Below are 14,246 nucleotides of genomic sequence, written 5' to 3'. Positions count from 1 at the left end.
AAAGTGAACAAATCGCGTGCGCAGCCGCCGTCCCTTTACCCGTTCGGCAGGTCCCTGATCTCCACCGTGCCGCCGCTTTCGTAGACCGGGTTGCCTTTCAGCAGGGCCTTGGCGTGGTCCAGGCTGGCGGCGGTGACGCGGATGAAGCCGCCGATGTGGGCGGTGGGCTGGGGCGCGGCGCCGGACTTGCGGCAGCATTCGCCGCCCGGGCCGATGGCGCTGCCGCCCTGGAAGACGCCGGCCTCGCGCAGCTTCGACAGGTAGGGCTCCCAGTCCATTCCGGCGCCGCCGTCGTCGTGCATCAGGAAGATGAAGTCGGCCATCAGCGCCTCGCCTTCGCCCCATCCGTCCTGGCCAATTGGGCCGCGTCCCGCACCGCCTCCGCCACCGCCTCGAAGGCCAGCAGGGTGGAGGTGTGCCGCGCCGGATAATCCTTTACCGGAGCCAACAACGCCAGATCGGCGAACCGGCCCCGCGGCGGCGGGCCGCCGGCCTTCAGCATGGCCTTAAACGCATCGCGGGTGTCTTCCAGTTCCGCGAGGCTGGCGCCGATCACGTGGGCGCCCAGCACCGAGGCCGCCGCCTGGCCGAGCGCGCAGGCCTTCACGTCCTGGGCGAAGTCGGTGACGCGGTCGCCGTCGACCTTCACGTCGACCACGATCCGGCTGCCGCACAGCTTGGAGACCTTCTCGGAACTGGCGTGCGGATCGCTGAGCCGCCCGGCCCGCGGCATCTCCGCCGCCAGCCGCAGTAGCTTCGCCGAATAGAGGTCGTCGATCATGTCCCTTAGGTCGGGGGTCGCGGGGCGTCTGTCAAACGGCGTCAGGCCGGCGGCGGCAGGGCGAAGAACGGCGCCGGGGTCAGGATCTGGTTCTCCTGGGCCAGCACCAGCGGCCCGACCTCCTTCACATAGGCCAGCCACTCCGGATCGCTCCAGAGCTCGGCGCGCCGGCGCGCCCGCTCGTCGAGGCTGTCGTAGGCCCACAGGTGGATCACCTTGTTGAGCGCGCCGACCTCGACGCCGTAGTAGCCGATCATATGGCCCAGGATGCGCTTCTGCACCGCCAGACCCTGCTCGCCATAGAGCTTGAAGTACCGGCCAGTGGCGCCCAGCGCCAAGGTGTAGGTCCGCATCTCGACGATCATTGGGCGCCCCTTGTTGTTGCCGCGCCATCTCCGCCCCGCCGGGCGCCTCACCGTCAAGCGCCGGGTCGTTTACGAGGCCGACGCTTAAGCAAGATGGCCGAGATCGCCCAACGGATCGCCCAACGGATCGCCCAACGGATCGCACAGCGAAAGCCCTCCTCCTCGATGGAGGAGGGTTGGGTGGTGGTGTGGCTACAGCGGTCAGGCAGACGGCGCGGGTCGGCGCCGGCGCTTACAGCGCCTCTCGCTTCATCTCCGTGCGCACACCACCATTCCCGGCCCTTCCTCCATCGAGGAGGAAGGGAGTGGGCACGACGACCATCTGTTGTGCGGGGTTCGAATCTCCACCTAATCCTTCTGCGCCGTCCAGGCCGCCTCGGCGCGGGCCTTCAGGGCCTCGTTCATGGCCTTGAAGCCGCGTTGCACGGTGCGGCCCATGCGCTTGCCCAGGGACGGGCCCATCAGGCCCTGGAACAGCTCGCCGTTGTCGACGACGCAGTTCTCCTCGCCGCGGGCCTCGATCTCGATGTAGCGCAGGGTCCTGATCAGCCCGCCCATCATGCTGAGCTGCCAGTGCACCTGCTCGTTCGGCACCCAGTCCACGATCCGTGGCTTCAGCGCCTGCGGCGGCTGGCCGGGCAGGGCCAGCGTCACCGACACCAGTTCCCCGATCCGGATCTGGCCCTGCGCCTGCGGATAGGTGGGGTTCCACTCATGCCAGCGGTCCAGGTCGTAGACGATCTCCCAGATCACCTCGGGCGGCGCCTGGATGCCGATCCGGTCCTCAACGCGCAGGCCGCCGGGGGCCTTGGGTGGCGGCGGCTTGCCTTCGGTCTGCAGCGACATGGTCTTGGGTCCCATCGACGTTCGGGTCGCGAAGGGGCCGGCCAACAGGTTGGGTTCGGGTTTGAAGGGCATCAGGCCTGCTCCTTGATCCGCCAGGTGGCCCCGGTCGGGCTGTCCATCACCTCGACATTCAACGCCGAAAGTTCGGCGCGGATACGGTCGGCCTCGGGCCAGTTCTTGTCGGTCCGCGCGGTATGGCGCTCGGCGATCAGCGCCTCGACCCGGGCCTTCAGCCCTTCGTCGGCGCCGCCCTGGAACCAGGCCTGCGGCTCGCTGGTCAGGAAGCCCATCAGCTGGGCGGCCTCAAGCAGCAGGGCGCGGGCGCGCTCCACGCCGGCCACGTCCTTGCCCATCGCCGCCGAGCGCAGGTAGTCGGCCAGCTGGAACAGGCCCGCGAACGCCAGCGGGGTGTTGAGGTCGTCGTGCAGCGCGGCCATCTCCGCGTCATAGGCCATGACCGCGCCGCGATGCTCTCCGCCGCTGGCCCGCGCCGAAGTCGGGACGCCGGCCAGGAACCGTTCGGAATCGTCCAGCACCCGGTAGAGGCGGTCGAGCGCGCTCTTGGCCGGCTCGATCAGTTCGCCGGTCCATTCCAGCGGCTGGCGGTAGTGGCCGGCCAACAGCGCCCAGCGGATCGCCTCGCCGGGGTATTGTTGCCGCAGGTCGTGGGCCAGGGCGACGTTGCCGAGGCTCTTGGACATCTTCTCGTCGCCCATGTTCAGGAAGCCATTGTGCATCCAGACGTGGGCGTATTCCGGGCCGTGGCCGGCGCAGACCCCCTGGGCCAGCTCGTTCTCGTGGTGCGGGAACACCAGGTCGATGCCGCCGCCGTGGATATCGATCGGCAGGCCCAGGGCCTGTTCGATCATCGCCGAGCACTCGATATGCCAGCCCGGCCGGCCGTCGCCCCACGGGCTCTGCCATTCCGGCTCGCCCGGCTTGGAGGGCTTCCAGAGCACGAAGTCGGCGGGGTGGCGCTTGTAGGGGGCCACGTCCACCCGCGCCCCGGCGATCATCTCGTCCATCGCCCGGCCCGACAGCTTGCCGTAGTCGGCGAACGCCTGGGTGTCGAACAGCACATGGCCCTCGGCGGCATAGGCGGCGTTGTTGGCGACCAGGTCGCCGATCATCTTGACGATGGCGTCCATGGTCTCGGTGACCCGCGGTTGGAACGTGGGCCGCAGAGCGCCCAGCGCCGCGGCGTCGGCGTTGTAGGCGTCCAGGTAGCGGTTGGAGATCGTGGCGATCGGCACGCCTTCCTCGGCGGCCTTGCGGTTGATCTTGTCGTCCACGTCGGTGACGTTGGCCGCGTAGAGCACCGCGTCCTCGCCATAGAGGTCGCGCAACAGCCGGAACAGCAGGTCGAACACCACCACCGGCCGGAAATTCCCGATGTGCGCATAGTTGTAGACCGTGGGCCCGCAGACATAGAGCGTCACCCGGTCCGGATCCCTCGGGGCGAAGGGCCGTTTGGCGCGACTCAGGGTGTCGTAGAGCGAAAGGGTCATGGGTTTACGCTGCGAAACAGTTGCCGGGCTTGGCCTTGGCCCCATATACAGATCGTCCGGACCGCAGGCCAAGGCATCGAAGGTCCGAAGTGAAAGGGTGGCACGCGTCATTTCCGGGACCTTCGTCCCGGCGCAACTCGGCCCTGGAAAGAACCGCTCACACATGGACGCCATACGCGACCGAACCCTGCTCGGCCCCAATTCTGCAAACATGGCCGACCTTGATCTTGAAGCCGTGAAGCGCCCCTCTCGCGAGGAAGCGATGGAGGCTGTGCGCACCTTGATCGCCTGGGCGGGGGACGATCCCCGCCGCGAGGGCGTGATCGACACCCCCAAGCGCGTGGTCGATGCCTACGCCGAATGGTTCGAAGGCTATGGCCTAGACCCGGCGAAGGAACTCTCGCGCACCTTCGAGGACGTGCAGGGCTATGACGACATCGTCATGCTCCGCGACATCGAGGTCGAGAGCCACTGCGAGCACCACATGGCGCCGTTCCTGGGCAAGGCCTTCGTGGCCTACATGCCGACCAACCGCGTGGTGGGCATCTCCAAGCTGGCCAAGGTGGTCGAGATCTTCGCCCGCCGGCTCCAGACCCAGGAGACCATGACCCAGCAGATCTGCGACGCCATCACCGACAGCCTGCGCCCGGCGGGCGTGGCGGTGCTGATCGACGCGGCGCACCAGTGCATGACCACCCGCGGCGTCCACCACCGGCATGTGACCACGATCACGACGCAGTTCACCGGGGTGTTCAAGACCGACCCGACGCTGCGCCAGCGGTTCCTGGACTTCGCGAACCGGCGGTAGCGCCACCCCCGATCCCGTTCATCCCCGCCGGCGCGGGGGTGAACGGTTGCGAGAGTGGATTGGTCGCCACCCCCTCGCCCGGCGCTCTCGGCCGGTGGATCAGCGACATCAGCACGAAGCTGAGCAGCATCAGCAGGTACCACGCGCCCAGCTTGCCGAGCGGGACCAGCCGCCAGGGCCTGCTTCAGGCCGAACAGCAGGAACTCGTAGGCCCAGGCGTTCGCCCGCCCACGCTCCGCCCACGGCCGCAGGGCGGCGTCGAAGGCGAGCACCCGACCCTGGTCCAGTCGTTCAGCGACATGCCGCCGAACCTAAGGCAGTCGCGTCGCAGGCCCGGTGCAGCCCGGATGAAGACCCGGCGCCGAGACCGCGCTTTCTCAGCGCGACAGGTAGCGGACGAGGCTGTCGAAAGCGCCGTTGTGGCCGGTCTCGTGGCCCCGGATCATGTCCTCGCCGATAAACGAGGCGACCTGGGTCGTGCTCACCAGCCGCGCTCCGGCGCCGTCGGGCCACAGCTCCAGGGTCGTCAGGCTGGCGCACAGGCGCTGGCCGTCCATGGCGATCTCCTCGCTGGAGACCACTCGCCGCCCGGGAACGATCTCCAGGTAGCGGGTCACGCCGGCGATGTTGGGGTTGTCCTTCGGCCCACAGCGGAAGCGGTCCTGCCCGCCCTCGCGGAAGTCGGCCGCGTCGTAGATCATCACGGCGGTGTCCGAAGGCGCACCCCAGGCCGCGCGTTCCGCCGGGTCCGATAGCGCGGCGTACACGCGAGCCACCGGCGCCGCAATCCGGCGTTCGAACACAAGTGTCGCGTGCCGGGCGGGTGGCAGATCCATGGCGAGGCTCCTCAGGACGGGTCGCAACTACGACATCATATCCGATTGCGTTTTGCAATCAGTTTGCAGCCGAGCCAGGGCGGGCCATATCATGGCTCATGACCAGCTTCCCCACCGCCGTCTCGACGGCGGCCCTGGAACAGGGCGAGACGCTCGCGCCCCGCTTCGACGCCGCCGGCCTCATCGCGGCGGTGGCGACCCACGCCGACACCGGTGAGGTGCTGATGCTGGCGTGGATGAACGCCGAGGCGCTGGACCGCACGATGGCCACCGGTGAGGCCCACTACTTCAGCCGCTCGCGCAACGAGCTCTGGCACAAGGGCGCCACCAGCGGCCAGGTGCAGCTGGTGGAAGACCTGCGCATCGACTGCGACCAGGACGCCGTGTGGCTCAAGGTCCGGCCCCAGGGCGACGGCGGTGCGTGTCACACGGGCGCGGTCTCCTGCTTCTATCGCGCCATCGAGGGCGGCAAGCTGGTGCGCCGATGACCGTCCTGCAGGCGCTGCTGGCGTTCAGCGCGGCCGCGGCGTTGCTGACCCTCACGCCGGGCCTCGACACCGCCATCGTCCTGCGCACCGCCGCGGTCGAGGGTCCCCGGCGCGCCGCCCTGGCCGCCCTGGGCGTGATCGCCGGCTGCCTGGTCTGGGGCGCGGCGGTGGCGCTGGGCCTGGGCGTGCTGCTGCAGGCCTCGGCACTGGCCTTCAGCCTGATCAAGTGGGCCGGCGCGGCCTACCTGCTCTGGCTGGGCGTCGGCCTGATCCTCAAGCCCCGCGACCGCTTTCAGCTGTCGGCCCCCGCGGGGCCGTTGGGCTCGAGCGACCTTGCGTGGATGCGGCGCGGCTTCCTGACCAACCTGCTGAACCCCAAGGTCGGGGTGTTCTACATCTCGTTCCTGCCGCAGTTCCTGCCCGCCGGCGTCGCGGCCGGGCCGTTCATCTTCCTGCTGGCCGCCCTGCACGCGGCCATGGGCCTGGGCTGGTTCGCCGTGCTGATTGCCGCCACCCGCCCCGTCGCCGACGTCCTGCAGCGCGCGGCCGTGGTCCGCTGGCTGGACCGGCTGACCGGCGGGGTGTTCGTGGCGTTCGGCGTGCGGCTGGCGCTGGAGCGGCGTTAGATTTCCTTCAGCGCCGACAGGCCTGAGCCCTCCGGAACGACCCGGAAGCTCTTCACCGCCCGCGTGGTGAAGGTCTTCGACACGATGCTCGACACCGCCATCAGGTCGCCCCGCGCCTCGGTGTGGGTGAGGGTCAGCAGCACGAAGCCCTTGGCCCCCTGGTCGCTGAACACTACCTCGGGGCTGGCCGCGGCGAATGCCGGGCCGATCTTCATCTTCAGGCCGTCGTCGGCGCCCGGGCTGGTGACCGAGGTTCCGCCGAACTCCACCGCCACCCGCTTGCCGCCGGCGTCGGCCAGCTCGTTGGCCCAGAAGGCGTGGCTGTCGCCCGAGACCACGATCGGCCGCGCGCCCGCCTGCCTGACCAGGTCGTAGACCCGCTCCCGGTCGATGGGATAGCCGTCCCACATGTCCAGCCCATAGGGCAGGCCCAGCTGGGCGATCGGCTGCCAGCGCTCGATCCGCTTGCGGGCCTGTTCGCTCACGCCCGCTATGTCCGCGGCGCTGAGGTCGCGCCCGATTTGCGGCATCCGGAGGCGGCCCATCACCACGCCGGAGCCCACCACCTGCCAGGTGTGGCCGGCCTTTACCGAGCTCGCCAGTTCGCCCTCCAGCCAGGCCTCCTGCGCCGGGCCCATCATCCGCCGGGTCGGGTCGGTGAACTTCGCCTTGAAGGCGGCCACGTCGGGCTTGCCGTCGACGATCAGGTCGCGGTCGTAGACCAGCTGCTTGTCGCGGGCCGTCAGCCGGGTCTCCAGCATCACCAGCTGGGCCAGGTCGCCGATCCGGAAGCTGCGCGCGCCGGCCTCGGCCAGGGTCTGTCCCGCCGCAGGTTCGCGGATCGGCATCCACTCGTAGTAGGCCTTGAGCGCGACCGCCTTGCGGGTCGACCAGTCGCCCTCGGTGGCCGGCTGGTGGTTCTCCGCCCCGTCCTTGTAGCTGTCGTTGGCGGTCTCGTGGTCGTCCCAGGCGACGATCCAGGGCGCCCGCTCATGCGCCGCCTGCAGGCTGGGGTCGCGCTTGTACTGGGCGTGGCGCAGGCGGTAGTCGGCCAGGCTCACGCATTCATGTGGCGGGTCGTGCGGCCGTTCCGCGGCGACGGCGCTGTCCGATCCGTAGCCCAGCGGCCCGCCGTACTCGTAGATGTAGTCGCCCAGGTGCAGGACCACGTCGATCCGGTCCAGCTGGGCGATGGCCTGGTAGGCGTTGAAATAGCCGTTCGGATAGAGCGCGCAGGACACCACCGCGATCACCGCATCCTTCGTCGGCCCAGCCGGCAGGGTGCGCGTGCGGCCGGCCGGCGAGGTCACTCCCTCCGACGTGAACGAGAAGGTGTAGGCCCGGCCAGGATCCAGGCCCGCCACATCCACCTTCACCGTGTAGTCCCGCTCCGGCCCGGTGACGTCGGACCCGTGCTTGGCCCCGCCCGCCCGGCGGTCCAGTGGGTTCAGCGTCCATTTGTAGGCGATCTGCCCGTGCGGCGTCTCCGGCGTTATCCGCGTCCACAGCACCAGCCGGTCCTGGGTCGGATCGCCCGAGGCGACGCCGTGCTGGAAGCTGACGCCCAGGGGTTTCGGCATCTGCGCGGCGGCCGGGCTCGCCGCCCCGAGCCCCAGCAGCGCCAAAGCTTTTCGACGATCGATCCTCATGGCCGTTGCTCCCCGGTTCTGCCGCCCGATATGACTGACCCATACCACAGGAGTACGACGGCCCATGTCCAGCGAAGCCCTACACGTCCAGCGAGAAAAGCTGAGCCGTAAGACCCTAGAGATGCACTACGCGATCACGTCGCTGATGGAAGAGTTCGAGGCCGTCGACTGGTATCGGCAGCGGGCGGACGATACCGAGGACGCCGAGCTGAAGGCGATCCTTCTGCACAACGCGCGCGAGGAGCTGGAGCATGCCTCGATGATCCTCGAGTGGATGCGGCGCAACGACAAGGACGTCGGCGAGCAGCTGCAGGAGTACCTGTTCAAGAAGGGCTCGATCACCGGCCACGAAGAGGCGGCCAGCGACGAGCATGGCCTCTGAGGCCGACGACGACCTCTATGGGCTGCGGATCGTCAACGTGGCCGAGCCCGGCGGGCGGATCGACAAGGTGCTGGCCGATCGGCTGCCGGAGTTCTCGCGCGCCCGGCTGCAGGCGCTGATCGCCGAGAGGCGGATCAGCCGCGACGGCGTGGCCCTGACCAGCGGCTCGGACAAGGCGGCGGCGGGCGACTACCGGATCGAGATCCCGCCGCCGATCGCCGCCAAACCCTTTGGCGAGGACATCCCGCTCACCGTGCTGTTCGAGGACGCCCACCTGATCGTGGTCGACAAGCCGCCGGGGATGGCGGCGCACCCGGCGCCCGGCAGCGAGAGCGGCACCCTGGTCAACGCCCTGCTGCATCACTGCGGCGCCAGCCTCTCCGGCATTGGCGGCGTGGCGCGGCCGGGGATCGTACACCGGATCGACAAGGATACCTCCGGCGTCCTCGTCGCGGCCAAGACCGATGCTGCCCACCACGGCCTGTCGGCGCTGTTCGCCGCCCACGACATCGAGCGCGTCTACATCGCGCTCACCCGCGGCGCGCCGACCCCGATCAAGGGGACCATCGAGGGCGCCATCGCCCGCTCGCCATACGACCGCAAGAAGATGGCCCTGGTGAAGTCCGGCGGCCGCCACGCGATCACCCACTACCTGGTCGCGCGCGCCTTCGGGCCGCCGGAGAAGCCGCTGGCGGCGCGCGTCGCCTGCCGACTGGAGACCGGCCGCACCCACCAGATCCGCGTCCACCTGGCCAGCAAGGGGACCCCCTGCCTCGGCGACCCGGTCTATGGCTCCGGCGCCCCGGCCGCCCCGGTCCGCGCCGCCATCGAGGCCGCCGGCCTCCACCGCCAGGCCCTGCACGCCGCGGTGCTGGGCTTCCGCCACCCGGTCACCGGCCAGCAGGTCCGCTTCGAGAGCCCGCTGCCGCCCGACATGGCCGACCTGGAGGCCCGCCTGGCCGAGCTGGACCCCCGCGCATGACCGCCGCCGCCGCCGCCGCGCCCGCCCGCGCCTCGGTCGCCCGGGTCGTGGTCACCGCGATCGGGCGACCAGCATCGAGTGGTACGACTTCTTCATCTACGGCGCCGCCGCGGCGCTGGTGTTCCCGAAGCTGTTCTTCCCGCCCGAGCTGCCGCCGGCCATCGCCCAGATCGCCGCCTTCCTGACCTTCGCGGTCGGCTTCGTGGCGCGGACGATCGGCGGCGCCGTGTTCGGCCACTTCGGCGACCGGATCGGGCGCAAGCGGGCGCTGGTGGCGGCCCTCATGCTGATGGGCGCGGCCACCAGCCTGATCGGCCTGCTGCCCACCTACGCCACCATCGGGGTCGCCGCCCCGGTGCTGCTGATCGTGCTCCGCTTCGCCCAGGGGCTGGCGGTGGGCGGCCAGTGGGGCGGCGCGGCCCTGCTGGCGGTGGAGAACGCCCCACCCGGCCAGCGCGGCCTCTACGGCAGCTTCCCGCAGCTGGGCATCTCGGCCGGCGTGGTGCTGGCCAACCTGGTGTTCCTGGTCATGGCCGAGACGCTGACGCCCGGCGCCTTCCTGGCCTGGGGCTGGCGGGTCCCGTTCCTGGTCAGCCTCTGAGGCGGCGGCTGAGCGGGGTCGGCTTGGGTCCTCCGGATCAGCCTGCGGCTGACCGTGGGATGACGGCGGGATGGGGACATGCGGCTGGGGAGGTCAGCAAAAAAACGACCGTGCAGTTCGGCTATCGAACCCATGAGAAAGCCTGCCTTGAAGGCGCCACGCTGGAATTCTAAAAGACCCACCACAGCAGTCGGACTTTCGGGTCGTCCGCCCAGCGACCCCTACCGCCCTCGCAACCCCGCACCCATATGAGGGTTAGAGGGGGCGGACGTCGAAGCGCGCGCACTTGCCTGAGCGAGGCGCGCGACGGCCCGAACGTCCCGGAGAGCACAAGGGGATAGACCATGGCCGTGAACGCGATCGCCGTGATGTCGCCGGAAGGCGGCCTCAGCCGTTACCTGTCGGAAATCCGCAAATTTCCGATGCTGCCCAAGGACGAGGAGTTCATGCTGGCCAAGCGCTGGCAGGAGCACGAGGACGCCGAGGCGGCGCACAAGATGGTCACCAGCCACCTGCGCCTGGTGGCCAAGATCGCCATGGGCTACCGCGGCTATGGCCTGCCGATCGGCGAGGTGATCTCCGAGGGCAATGTCGGCCTGATGCAGGCGGTGAAGAAGTTCGACCCGGACAAGGGCTTCCGCCTGGCCACCTATGCCATGTGGTGGATCCGCGCCTCGATCCAGGAATACATCCTGCGCAGCTGGTCGCTGGTGAAGATGGGCACGACGGCGGCGCAGAAGAAGCTGTTCTTCAACCTGCGCAAGGCCAAGTCCGAGATCGCCGCCCTGCAGGAGGGCGACCTGCGGCCCGACCAGGTCAGCCTGATCGCCACCAAGCTGGGCGTGCTGGACGAGGAAGTGATCTCGATGAACCGGCGCCTGGCCGGCGGCGACGCCAGCCTGAACTCGCCGATGCGCGCCGACAGCGAGAGCGAATGGCAGGACTGGCTGGTCGACGACAAGACCCCCAGCCAGGAGACGGTGATCGCCGAGAGCCAGGAGAAGTCGGTCCGCATGAGCCTCTTGGAAGCGGCGATGGTCGAACTGTCCGAGCGCGAACGCCACATCCTGACCGAGCGCCGCCTGAAGGACGACCCCACCACCCTGGAAGAGCTGGCCGGCGAATACGGCGTGTCGCGCGAGCGGGTGCGCCAGATCGAGGTGCGGGCCTTCGAGAAGCTGCAGAAGTCCATGCGGGCGGCGGCAATGGAACGGAAGCTGATCGAGGCCTAGGCCGCGGCTAGCGCTGAGCGAAGATTGGGGGCGGCTGGGGGGACCTGGCCGTCCCTTTTTCGTTGGGGCGGGCGGGCCTGGCCGAGGATAGAATGTCACCGCCATGACCCCGCCATCTCCTGCGCGATTGCGCGACGGCAAAGTGGACCTGAACGAGGTTCAGGTCGATCTGCGCGACATCATTGACGACGCCGTGATGATGTTAGAGTCGATGTCGAATGCTCAAGGCATAGCTCTGCAGTGGGACAGACCCGAAACGCCAGTCGTCGCCTTGGTCGATCAAACCGCAATCCGTCAAATCGCTATCAACCTTGTCAACAGTGCCGTCAAATATACGGCAAAAGGCGGAATGGTCACCTTGGGACTACGACGTTACCCGACGGCGGATTGTCACTCTCAGTAACGGACACCGGAATCGGCATCCCAGCGGCAGCGATCACGCGCCTGTTTCAGCCCTTTTCGCAGATCGATTTTGGCAGGGACCGGCGACCGGGCGGCGCAGGCCTGGGTCTGCCAATCGTCAAGTCGCTCGCCCAGCTTCACGGCGGATCAGCAGAGGTGCAGAGCATCGAAGGCGAGGGCGCGACCGTCACAGTCAATTTGCCGGCTTGGCGCATTCAGGCCCAGGCATGAAAATCCTCGTCGCAGACGATCATCCTGTGAATCGAAACATGATGAAGATGCTCCTTGGGGCCCTGGGACACACCGTGGATGTGGTCGATGATGGCGCTCAGGCTTGTGCAGCGACGGAAGCCGAGGTTTACGATCTTGTACTGATGGACCTACACATGCCGGTGATGGACGGCCTGGAGGCTATATCGATCATCGGCTCACGGCAGCGGCCGCCGCCGCGCCTCGTGGTGGTAACGGCCGACCACACCGTCGATAGTCGCGCTGAATGCTTCGCCTCTGGCGTACAAACCAAGCCGATAGACTTGGCGAAACTCGCTTCAATCATTGCGCTGACGATTGAAAAGGCAGATTTGGCTCAGGCGGTCTAGTTCATTTCGGTGAGTCTACTTCGGTGACAGTTTACTAAACTCCCCCGCCCTGCGACGTTCCGTCCGACGTTCGCATGGAGGTTCGACATGGCGCGTCTCGCCCGGGTGGTGGTTGCTGGCCTGCCGCATCACATCACTCAGCGCGGCAATCGCCGCCAGCCGGTGTTTTTCGAGGACGGCGACTACCGCCTCTACCTGGGCCTGATCGGCGCGGCGGCGCGGCGCTCGGGCACGGCGGTCTGGTCCTACTGTCTGATGCCCGACCATGTGCACTTCATCATGGCGCCCTCGCACCCCGACGGCCTGCGGGCCACCTTCGCCGAGGCCCATCGGCGCTACACGCGGCACATCAACGCCCGGTTCGGCTGGACCGGACACCTTTGGCAGGGCCGCTTCGCCTCCAGCGCCATGGACCCGCATCACCTGATGGCGGCGCTGCGCTACGTGGCGTTCAATCCGGTGCGCGCGCAGCTGGTCGCCAGCGCCGTCGACTGGCCCTGGTCCAGCACCCGCGCCCATGTGGCCGGCCAGGCCGACGGCCTGGTCGAGGTCGCCGCGGTTCTCGAGCTGACGGGCGACTTTGCCGAGTTCCTGGGCGAGGCCCCCGACCCCGAGCCGGTGGCCAGCCTGCGCCGCGCCTACTCCACCGGCCGGCCGGTCGGCGCGCAGGACTGGATCGCCGCCCTGGAAGCCCAGGCCGGCCGCGTCCTGGCCCCCGCCCGGCGCGGGCCCAAACCGCGACCGGCCTAGAGCACGACAGCTTGAAGTGGAGACCGGTTCAAGCGCCCGTCGTGCTCTAAGCTTTTGATTTAGAGCTTTTTTGTCCGGTTCAAATGATTCCATTTGAACCGGAAAGGCTCTAGCCCGACAGGTCCGCTCGCCCTACTTCGGTGACAGTTTACCAAATTGCAGACGGTGGCCTTGCGGCAGCGAGGCGCTGCTGCAGTTTAGTAAACTGTCCCCGAAATATCATCCACCGAAATGTCGTGACCGTCTACGCCGTTCGAGCGTCGCCGCCACGCGCCCGCCGCCGGCCTGGCCGGTTCTTCAGCCGCGTCAGCTGCCGGCTCAGCGGCGCCGTCCGCCGCTGGATCTCGCGGCGCGACAGCCCCGCCGCCGCCGCCGTCTCGCCGATCTCCAGGATCTGCTCCATGTACCAGTCCTCCCGGTCCACACAGGCCCGGGCCACCTCGGCGGCGAAGTCCGGCCGCGTCGCCACCCAGCGGGTCAGGGTCCCCGGCGCGGGCGTCGCGCCCAGCTTGCAGAAGCTGTTGAACGAGCCACCGCAGAGGATGTGGTCTAGCAGCCGCCGCCGCAGCCCCGGCGTCAGCCTGCGCCCGGCGCGCCGCTTGCCCCGCCAGGCCGCCATCACCCGGCGCAGCATCGCATCGAACGCCGGCTGCTCGCGCCGCCACCGCCGCAGGGTCTGCGTGCAGGGCAGCTCCGGATCGGCGGCCAGCACCGCCGACAGCGGCGCCCCCTTCCACACCTCGCAATAGATCCGGTCCCCCAGCGCCGGGTCGTAGGCCCGCCGCTGCGCGCGCCCCCGCGCCGCCAGGGTGTGGTCGCGCCGCGCCCGGATCGCCGCCATGGCCTCGGCGAAGGCCGGCTCGAGCAGGCGCCAGTGCTCGAAGGTGCGCCGCGACGGCATCCCCGGCGCCCCCACCACATCGACGACCCGCGCCCCGGCCCGCACCCGCGCCAGGAACGCCGCGGCCTTCGCCTCGTCATAGGCGAACACCCGCCGCCACGCCCCCTGCCGCACCGCCGCGCTCAGCTCTTCCCGGAACCCGCCATACCGCCGCGTCCATCCCTTCACCGTATGCGGCGACGCCAGGCCGTCCCCCCCGCACGCCTGCGCCACCGTCTCTCCCGCCCGCACCCGCGCCAGCACCAGGGCCATCACGGGCGCAGGATCGCGAATGGCGCGGGGCATGGCGCACAGCCTGCCACAACCCGAGCCAAATGGGAACAAAAAACGAACAAGTCCTCTGTCCGGCCCTAGCAGGCTGTTGAAAAAGTCGACGGTGAGGGCCGATTTTCGCCCTCTCATGGCCCTTCCGCTCAAACAGGCAAAATCTCGTAGTTGAAATAATTGGGTTTTCTGAATCTCTAGGGCTGCAAACTTGCGCCTCAGGCAC

Annotated in this window: 19 protein-coding genes; 11 read left to right on the top strand and 8 right to left on the bottom strand. The window is 68.8% G+C overall.

The window, feature by feature from the left end; genetic code table 11:
- Positions 1–35 precede the first annotated feature (35 nt).
- The 5 genes from Q0R13_RS00635 to cysS all read right to left on the bottom strand — a co-directional run bounded on the left by Q0R13_RS00635 (position 36) and on the right by cysS (position 3,500).
- Positions 36–323 (bottom strand): YciI family protein, encoded by a 288-nt coding sequence (locus Q0R13_RS00635; RefSeq protein ID WP_293897910.1) that lies wholly within the window; start codon positions 321–323, stop codon positions 36–38.
- A complete protein-coding gene (locus Q0R13_RS00630) occupies positions 323–781 on the bottom strand; it encodes an iron-sulfur cluster assembly scaffold protein (protein WP_293897907.1) in 459 nt (152 codons plus the stop codon). The genes Q0R13_RS00635 and Q0R13_RS00630 overlap by 1 nt, the downstream gene beginning before the upstream one ends.
- A gap of 41 nt (positions 782–822) precedes the next feature.
- Positions 823–1,146, bottom strand: a complete 324-nt coding sequence (locus tag Q0R13_RS00625) for an NIPSNAP family protein (protein WP_293897904.1) — start codon at positions 1,144–1,146, stop codon at positions 823–825.
- Between the two features lie 348 nt (positions 1,147–1,494).
- Positions 1,495–2,064, bottom strand: coding sequence for an SRPBCC domain-containing protein (locus Q0R13_RS00620; protein WP_293897901.1), 570 nt, complete (start codon positions 2,062–2,064; stop codon positions 1,495–1,497).
- The gene (gene cysS / locus Q0R13_RS00615) at positions 2,064–3,500 is read right to left on the bottom strand and encodes a cysteine--tRNA ligase (protein ID WP_293897898.1); all 1,437 of its coding nucleotides are present in this window, start codon (positions 3,498–3,500) and stop codon (positions 2,064–2,066) included. The genes Q0R13_RS00620 and cysS overlap by 1 nt, the downstream gene beginning before the upstream one ends.
- Before the next feature lie 163 nt (positions 3,501–3,663).
- On the opposite strand from cysS, the gene folE reads away from it, so the two are divergent.
- Positions 3,664–4,308: a GTP cyclohydrolase I FolE gene (gene folE, locus Q0R13_RS00610; RefSeq protein WP_293897895.1), complete on the top strand. Its 645-nt coding sequence runs from the start codon at positions 3,664–3,666 to the stop codon at positions 4,306–4,308.
- A gap of 377 nt (positions 4,309–4,685) precedes the next feature.
- Here the strand turns inward: folE and Q0R13_RS00605 are convergent, their stop codons facing one another.
- A complete protein-coding gene (locus Q0R13_RS00605; protein ID WP_293897892.1) occupies positions 4,686–5,144 on the bottom strand; it encodes an SRPBCC domain-containing protein in 459 nt (152 codons plus the stop codon).
- A 98-nt stretch (positions 5,145–5,242) separates the two neighbouring features.
- Here Q0R13_RS00605 and hisI point away from each other — a divergent pair, with 98 nt between their 5' ends.
- Positions 5,243–5,632 (top strand): phosphoribosyl-AMP cyclohydrolase, encoded by a 390-nt coding sequence (gene hisI / locus Q0R13_RS00600; RefSeq protein ID WP_293897889.1) that lies wholly within the window; start codon positions 5,243–5,245, stop codon positions 5,630–5,632.
- Complete coding sequence (locus Q0R13_RS00595; protein WP_293897886.1) at positions 5,629–6,258, top strand: LysE family translocator; 630 nt, start codon at positions 5,629–5,631, stop codon at positions 6,256–6,258. Before hisI ends, Q0R13_RS00595 begins: the two co-directional genes overlap by 4 nt.
- Here Q0R13_RS00595 and Q0R13_RS00590 read toward each other — a convergent pair.
- Entirely contained in the window at positions 6,255–7,907 is a 1,653-nt protein-coding gene (locus Q0R13_RS00590) for an alkaline phosphatase D family protein (RefSeq protein ID WP_293897883.1), read from the bottom strand. The two genes, Q0R13_RS00595 and Q0R13_RS00590, sit on opposite strands and share 4 nt — an antisense overlap.
- Before the next feature lie 121 nt (positions 7,908–8,028).
- Here Q0R13_RS00590 and Q0R13_RS00585 point away from each other — a divergent pair, with 121 nt between their 5' ends.
- The 8 genes from Q0R13_RS00585 (at position 8,029) to Q0R13_RS00555 (ending at position 12,855) form a co-directional block, all read left to right on the top strand.
- The gene (locus Q0R13_RS00585; protein ID WP_293897880.1) at positions 8,029–8,289 is read left to right on the top strand and encodes a ferritin family protein; all 261 of its coding nucleotides are present in this window, start codon (positions 8,029–8,031) and stop codon (positions 8,287–8,289) included.
- A complete protein-coding gene (locus Q0R13_RS00580; protein WP_293897877.1) occupies positions 8,279–9,271 on the top strand; it encodes an RluA family pseudouridine synthase in 993 nt (330 codons plus the stop codon). Before Q0R13_RS00585 ends, Q0R13_RS00580 begins: the two co-directional genes overlap by 11 nt.
- Before the next feature lie 73 nt (positions 9,272–9,344).
- Positions 9,345–9,872: an MFS transporter gene (locus Q0R13_RS00575; protein WP_293897913.1), complete on the top strand. Its 528-nt coding sequence runs from the start codon at positions 9,345–9,347 to the stop codon at positions 9,870–9,872.
- Positions 9,873–10,216: 344 nt separating this feature from the next.
- Positions 10,217–11,104 carry an RNA polymerase sigma factor RpoH gene (gene rpoH / locus Q0R13_RS00570; protein WP_293897874.1) on the top strand — a complete coding sequence of 296 codons (888 nt, stop codon included), beginning with the start codon at positions 10,217–10,219 and terminating at the stop codon, positions 11,102–11,104.
- A gap of 103 nt (positions 11,105–11,207) precedes the next feature.
- Positions 11,208–11,507, top strand: coding sequence for a hypothetical protein (locus Q0R13_RS00565; protein WP_293897871.1), 300 nt, complete (start codon positions 11,208–11,210; stop codon positions 11,505–11,507).
- The gene (locus Q0R13_RS22570; protein ID WP_366852137.1) at positions 11,492–11,737 is read left to right on the top strand and encodes an ATP-binding protein; all 246 of its coding nucleotides are present in this window, start codon (positions 11,492–11,494) and stop codon (positions 11,735–11,737) included. Before Q0R13_RS00565 ends, Q0R13_RS22570 begins: the two co-directional genes overlap by 16 nt.
- On the top strand, positions 11,734–12,105 hold the full coding sequence (locus Q0R13_RS00560) for a response regulator (RefSeq protein ID WP_293897868.1): 372 nt from the start codon (positions 11,734–11,736) through the stop codon (positions 12,103–12,105). Before Q0R13_RS22570 ends, Q0R13_RS00560 begins: the two co-directional genes overlap by 4 nt.
- 87 nt (positions 12,106–12,192) lie before the next feature.
- Complete coding sequence (locus tag Q0R13_RS00555) at positions 12,193–12,855, top strand: transposase (RefSeq protein WP_293897865.1); 663 nt, start codon at positions 12,193–12,195, stop codon at positions 12,853–12,855.
- Between the two features lie 244 nt (positions 12,856–13,099).
- On the opposite strand, the gene Q0R13_RS00550 is transcribed toward Q0R13_RS00555, so the two are convergent.
- A complete protein-coding gene (locus Q0R13_RS00550; RefSeq protein WP_293897862.1) occupies positions 13,100–14,041 on the bottom strand; it encodes a hypothetical protein in 942 nt (313 codons plus the stop codon).
- Positions 14,042–14,246: the final 205 nt, after the last annotated feature.

The organism is Phenylobacterium sp., assembly GCF_025351295.1.
GTDB lineage: Bacteria > Pseudomonadota > Alphaproteobacteria > Caulobacterales > Caulobacteraceae > Phenylobacterium.
Note: the sequence above shows the minus strand (reverse complement) of the source record. Positions and strands in the feature narration are given on the sequence as shown.